Below are 6,000 nucleotides of genomic sequence, written 5' to 3' on the forward strand. Positions count from 1 at the left end.
CGGATTTGACCGATGATGCGTCCCGTAGCGACTGAGGATCGCATTTCATGCACACACCAAAGATCGTGACCGCGGTACCGAAACGGCGTTTCCAGGTCGGTCCGTATTCCATTGTCGTGTTGGGTGAGGTGGCCTCGGGTGACGAGCACGAATACGCCTTCATCCTGGCCACGGTGATCGATGGGGACGAGCAGCCCGGGCTCTACGTCACCGCGGAACGCGCCCCGCCTGAGGCCGAGGGAGAGGGTTCCCATGTCCTGCGCGTCTCCATGCGCGACGGGTCGAGGATCCTGGAGCGTTCGGATCGATGGAACTCGCTCGACACATTCACCGACGAGGCGCTTCGCGTCGTGACGACGATACTGGATCTGGGGAACGAGGAGGTGCGGCGCCTTGTGTAGGGAATACCTGAGCAAAGGCGAGTCCTCGTTCTGCATGGTGCCCGTGCGCTAGCCTCGCGATTGGAAATGTCCCGTTTATCGCGCTCCCGCCGTGAAGGTCTCCTGCCGCGTCGACCCGAGGCCGGCGAGGTCCACGTCTGGATCGTCGATACCGCACGCCGAACCGGATCGGTCCCGGGCGACGCCGCGCGTGCCGTGGCGCACACGATCCTGGCGGGATACCTTGCCACGACGTCAGCGCAGCTTCGATTCGACATCGGAGACTTCGGCAAACCCCGGCTGGGCCCGGGCCTCGACGGGACCGGACTGCGTTTCAACATCTCCTTTGCCGCCCAGCGGCTGCTGCTGGCGGTCTCGACCGGTGTGGAACTGGGCGTGGACGTGGAACGTTGTTGCCCGGTGAGGCATGCGGCGAGGCTGGCGGCCCGATACTTCCCCGCGGATGAGTACCGGCGCTATCGCGATCTGCTGCCGGAACGCCGGCCCGAGGGCTTCATCTCGGGCTGGACGCGGACCGAAGCGCTCGCCAAGGCGCGGGGGACGGGGATCTTTAGGGCGGGCAGGCCCCCTGAGCCGATGCCGACAGGTTCCGGGACCGCGTGGTCCCTGTACGACCTGGAGGCCGGCAGGGGCTATCGGGCGGCGTTGGCGGCAGCGGGTTTCGAGCACGACGTCAGGGCGATTCCTCTGGGGTGGAAGCCCGATACACACGACATGAGGTTCCCCGCCGTCACTGCACCGGTTCGGTACGACGAGGAAGGTTTCGGTCACAGTGGCGGCCCCGAAGATCAGTGGCCCGTCCTTTCGCAGGGACCCGTAACGAGACAAGAGACCAACAGGCCCGGCCCGTGACGATTCGCGCCCTTCCCCCTCAACTCGTCAACCAGATTGCCGCGGGCGAGGTGGTCGAACGGCCTGCTTCGGTCTTGAAGGAGCTGCTGGAGAACAGCCTCGACGCCGGAGCGGACCGCATCGATATCGAGGTCGAGCAGGGCGGGATGCGCCGCCTGCGCGTCACCGACAACGGCGGCGGTATCCCGCCCGGGGAGCTGACCCTGGCGCTGAGCCGTCACGCCACCAGCAAGATCGCCTCGCTCGATGACCTGCAGGCGGTTTCGAGCCTGGGATTCCGCGGCGAGGCCCTGCCCAGCATCGCCTCGGTGTCACGGCTGACCCTCACCGCCTGCGCGAAGGGCGAGCCGAACGGCTGGCGGGTGAAGGGAGACGGCGGCGAGCGGTTCGACAGGCCAGTCCCGGCGCCGCACCCCGAGGGGACTTCCGTCGAGGTCCGGGACCTGTTCTACAACGTTCCGGCGCGGCGAAAATTCCTGCGGACCGAGCGCACGGAATTCGGGCACATGCAGACGCTGGTCAACCGGCTGGCGCTGAGCCGCTTCGACGCAGGATTCGAACTGCATCATAACCGCAAGCCGGTATTGTCCCTCAAGCGGGCGGATGAACCACGCACGCGGGAGTCGCGCCTGGCGCAGATCTGCGGCACGGCATTCGCCGACAGCGCGGTCTACATCGAACACGAGCGGTCCGGGATCCGGCTCAACGGATGGATGGGCAAACCCACCTTTTCCCGCGCCCAGCCTGACCTGCAGCATTTCTACGTCAACGGTCGCGCGGTCCGTGACAAGGTCGTCAGCCACGCCGTGCGTCAGGCCTACGCGGATGTCCTGTTCCACGGGCGTCATCCGGCCTTCGTCCTGTACCTGGAGATGGATCCGTCAATGGTGGACGCCAACGTCCACCCGGCCAAACACGAGGTGCGCTTCAGGGACACCCGCAGCGTCCACGATTTCCTGTTTCACACCCTGAAGAACGCGATCGCCGCCTTGCGACCCGCGGATCAGCCAGCGTCTTCCCCGGCATCTGTAACGGGATCAGGACCCAACCGGGTCGAAGCGGGTCCCGTTAGCGGCAAGGTCGGTGTCGCCGGCGGTGTGGAATTCAGCCAGCGGGGGCTGCCGCTGGGGGCGGGACGCGTCTCGGAGCGCGCGCCGGGGTGGGGGGAACTGGCCGCGGGTGCGGCAGGTGCCGCGGTCGCGATGGCCACCGCCGTGGAGGAAGACACCGCACCACCCCCGCTCGGGTTCGCGCTCGCGCAACTGCACGGGGTCTACATCCTGGCGCAGAATGACGCCGGCCTGGTCATCGTCGACATGCACGCCGCGCACGAGCGTGTGACCTATGAGCGCCTGAAGTCGGACTTCCACGATTCGGGCATCCGCTCGCAGCCGATGCTGGTTCCCGAGACCGTGTCGGTCAGTCCGAAGGAGGCGGAGACCCTCGAGGGACACACGGACGCATTGCGACGCATGGGTCTGGATGTCCACCGCATCGGCCCGGAGACCGTGGCGATTCGTGGTGTCCCGGAGGTCCTGCGGGACGGGGACGCGCAGGCACTGGTTCGGGACGTCCTCTCGGACCTCGTCGAGCATGGGCGCAGCACCCGGGTCGAGGCGTCCGTCGACGAGGTGCTGGCCGGCATGGCGTGCCATGGCTCGGTGCGTGCCAACCGACGGCTGACCCTGCCGGAGATGAACGCCCTGCTGCGCGACATGGAGCGCACCGAACGCTCCGGACAATGCAACCACGGGCGGCCCACCTGGACGCAGCTCAGCATGCACGAGCTTGACCGGCTGTTCCTCAGAGGCCGGTAGCCCGGGAATGGCGTCCGATCCGCGGGATCTGCCCCCGGCCATCTTCGTCATGGGGCCGACCGCCAGCGGAAAGACCGAGCTGGCGGTCGAGCTGGCGGGTCGGGTGCCTTGCGGTATAATCAGCGTCGACTCGGCCATGGTGTATCGGGGCATGGACATCGGCACCGCCAAGCCCGGGCCGGAGATCCTGGGCAAGGCACCGCACCGCCTGATCGATATCGTCGATCCGGCGCAGCCATACTCCGCCGCCTGTTTCCGCGAGGATGCCTTGCGGGAAATGGCGGCGGTAGTGGCGGCCGGTGCCGTTCCGGTACTGGTTGGTGGCACCATGCTCTATTTCCGCGCGCTCGAACGGGGACTGAGCGAGCTGCCGCAAGCCGATCCGGGCCTCAGGGAACGGATCCTCGCAGAGGCGCGCAGCATCGGCTGGCCGGCCCTGCACGAGCGCCTGCGCGGAATCGACCCCGTCTCGGCAGCCCGGATACACCCGAATGATCCCCAGCGCCTGCAACGGGCCCTTGAGGTCTGCGAGGTGACCGGCCGGCCGCTGAGCGAGTTTCATGCGGCGGCACGGGGTGGTGCCCTGCCGTACCGCGTCATCAAGCTCGGCCTCGTCCCCGGGGACCGCGACGCCCTGAAGCTGCGGATCGCCGGGCGGTTCCGCAGCATGCTTCGCGCAGGCCTCGTGGACGAGGTCAGGGTGCTCCGCCGCCGCGGCGATCTCGGAACGGGTCTCCCATCGGTGCGCGCGGTGGGATACCGGCAGGTGTGGGACTATCTGGATGGGGTACTGGACTACGATGCGATGGCCGATCGTGCCGTGATCGCCACCAGACAGCTGGCCAAGCGCCAGATGACCTGGCTGCGATCGGAGCGTAACCTCATCCCCTTCGAACCCGGCGCGGGGGCGCAGAATAAAATTCTGCGGGCCACGCGCGCGCATTTGAGCTACACTTAAGTGGCTGAAATTAGGTGACTGAGTAGTATAATCTTTCGATTTAACTCGGGTGGGATACCCCTGGCATAACAACAACCGGAGCGACATAATGGCAAAAGGGCAGACGCTGCAAGAACCTTTCCTCAACTTGCTGCGCAAGGAACGCGTGCCCGTGGCGATTTATCTGGTGAACGGGATCAAGCTGCAGGGACAGATCGATTCGTTCGATCAGTTCGTGGTGCTGCTGAAGAACAGCGTTAATCAGATGGTCTACAAGCACGCCATTTCAACCGTCGTACCCTCGCGCAACGTCAAGCTTCCCTACATGGAAGAAAAACCCGAAGAGGAGGAGAGTTAGTCCTTGAAGTCGAAAGGGAATTGTTTTGTTTGAACGCCATCGTCGCGGCGAGAACGCCGCGCTGGTTCACCTCGAATTCACCCAAGGGCCCGAGAGCGGCGACCCCGGTGAGTTTTTCGATCTGGTCGAATCCGCCGGGGTAAGATGCGTCGCGCTGATCACGGGCTCGCGCAGGATCCCCGATCCGGGCCGGTTCGTCGGAATGGGCAAGGCCGCCGAGATTCGCGATGCGGCCGACACCACCAATGCCGACGTGATCATCTTCGACCATTTGCTGACGCCCAGCCAGGTTCGTGGCCTCGAACTGTTCTGCAAGTGCCGCGTCATAGACCGCACGGAACTGATCCTGGATATCTTCGCGCAGCGGGCGCGATCGCATGAAGGTAAATTGCAGGTCGAACTTGCCCAGCTCAGTTATCTCTCGACACGCCTGGTGCGGGGATGGACACATCTGGAGCGGCAGAAGGGCGGTATCGGTTTGCGCGGTCCAGGCGAGAAGCAGCTCGAATCGGACCGTCGCCTGATCGGTCGGCGTATCAAGCAGATCCGCAAGCGTCTGGAGCAGGTCAGGACGCGGCGCGATCAGGGTCGTCAGGCGCGTGGCAAAGCCGCGGTGCCGACCGTCGCGCTGGTGGGATACACCAACGCGGGCAAGTCCACGCTCTTCAACCGGCTGACCGGGGCCGAGGTCTATGCCGCCGACCAGCTCTTTGCAACCCTGGACCCCACGCTGCGCCGCTACGAACTGGCCCGCGGCGGCGTTGTGGTGTTGGCCGATACGGTGGGATTCATCCGCAGGCTTCCCCATGATCTGGTCGAGGCGTTTCACGCCACCCTGCGCGAGACGCGCGAGGCGGATCTGCTGCTGCACGTCGTGGACGTGAACGACGATCGGGCCGACGAGTGCATCGCCCAGGTCGATGCCGTACTGGAGGAGATCGGCGCCGTCGACGTCCCGCGGATCGTGCTTTTCAACAAGATCGACGCGGCGGCGCTGGAACCGCGGGTGCAGCGGGACGAGCAGGGGCGGGTCTCCCGGATCTGGCTTTCGGCCCAGACCGGGGGTGGTATCCAGTTGCTTCACGATGCCCTGTCAGAGCGGTTCCTGGGCGAGACCGTGCGCGGTCTGCTGCGGCTGCGTCCCGGGTCCGCGCGTCTTCGGGCGCGCCTGTTCGAACTGGGTGCGGTGGTGAGCGAACGGCCCGGGGACGACGGAGGCTGGGAACTGGAGATCTCCCTGCCGCGTGGGCGCTTTGAGGAGATGTCGCGCCGGGAAGACCTGCCTGTGAACCTGGTTCCGGTTTGACGAAATCCCTCTCTCGGCACCACGCATTGCCGCGCTCGTTCGCGGGTCCCCGATGACCGCCGAAGGCGGATCGTGAAATCTGGCGACACATAAGGCGATTGCCGGAAAATGGCATACCAGATCGCGCCGGGTGAACTGCGAAGCAGTGAACGGCTTGGGCAGGAAGCCCAAGACCGGTGCCCAAGCAAAGCAGGGACAGCGCCGCGCCGGGATCGTTCGTCATCCAGGCGCGACAACCGGCGCATAGTCGAACTATGCAACGGTTGTCGCAACACAGAGGACGGACGAAAAGACAAGCAGGGTGGTATGTCATTTGACAGAAATCGCCT

6 protein-coding genes are annotated in these 6,000 nt (G+C 65.5%); all 6 read left to right on the forward strand.

What is annotated here, in order from left to right:
- Positions 1-47 precede the first annotated feature (47 nt).
- The 6 genes from LJE91_05475 to hflX all read left to right on the forward strand — a co-directional run bounded on the left by LJE91_05475 (position 48) and on the right by hflX (position 5,671).
- A complete protein-coding gene (locus tag LJE91_05475) occupies positions 48-401 on the forward strand; it encodes a hypothetical protein (GenBank protein ID MCG6868186.1) in 354 nt (117 codons plus the stop codon).
- A 66-nt stretch (positions 402-467) separates the two neighbouring features.
- Positions 468-1,253: a 4'-phosphopantetheinyl transferase superfamily protein gene (locus LJE91_05480; protein MCG6868187.1), complete on the forward strand. Its 786-nt coding sequence runs from the start codon at positions 468-470 to the stop codon at positions 1,251-1,253.
- On the forward strand, positions 1,250-3,070 hold the full coding sequence (gene mutL, locus LJE91_05485) for a DNA mismatch repair endonuclease MutL (GenBank protein MCG6868188.1): 1,821 nt from the start codon (positions 1,250-1,252) through the stop codon (positions 3,068-3,070). Before LJE91_05480 ends, mutL begins: the two co-directional genes overlap by 4 nt.
- A gap of 7 nt (positions 3,071-3,077) precedes the next feature.
- Positions 3,078-4,028, forward strand: a complete 951-nt coding sequence (gene miaA / locus LJE91_05490; protein MCG6868189.1) for a tRNA (adenosine(37)-N6)-dimethylallyltransferase MiaA — start codon at positions 3,078-3,080, stop codon at positions 4,026-4,028.
- Between the two features lie 88 nt (positions 4,029-4,116).
- Positions 4,117-4,365: an RNA chaperone Hfq gene (hfq, locus tag LJE91_05495; protein ID MCG6868190.1), complete on the forward strand. Its 249-nt coding sequence runs from the start codon at positions 4,117-4,119 to the stop codon at positions 4,363-4,365.
- 25 nt (positions 4,366-4,390) lie between these two features.
- Positions 4,391-5,671, forward strand: coding sequence for a GTPase HflX (hflX, locus tag LJE91_05500; protein MCG6868191.1), 1,281 nt, complete (start codon positions 4,391-4,393; stop codon positions 5,669-5,671).
- Positions 5,672-6,000 lie beyond the last annotated feature (329 nt).

Source organism: Gammaproteobacteria bacterium (genome assembly GCA_022340215.1).
Classification (GTDB): domain Bacteria; phylum Pseudomonadota; class Gammaproteobacteria; order JAJDOJ01; family JAJDOJ01; genus JAJDOJ01.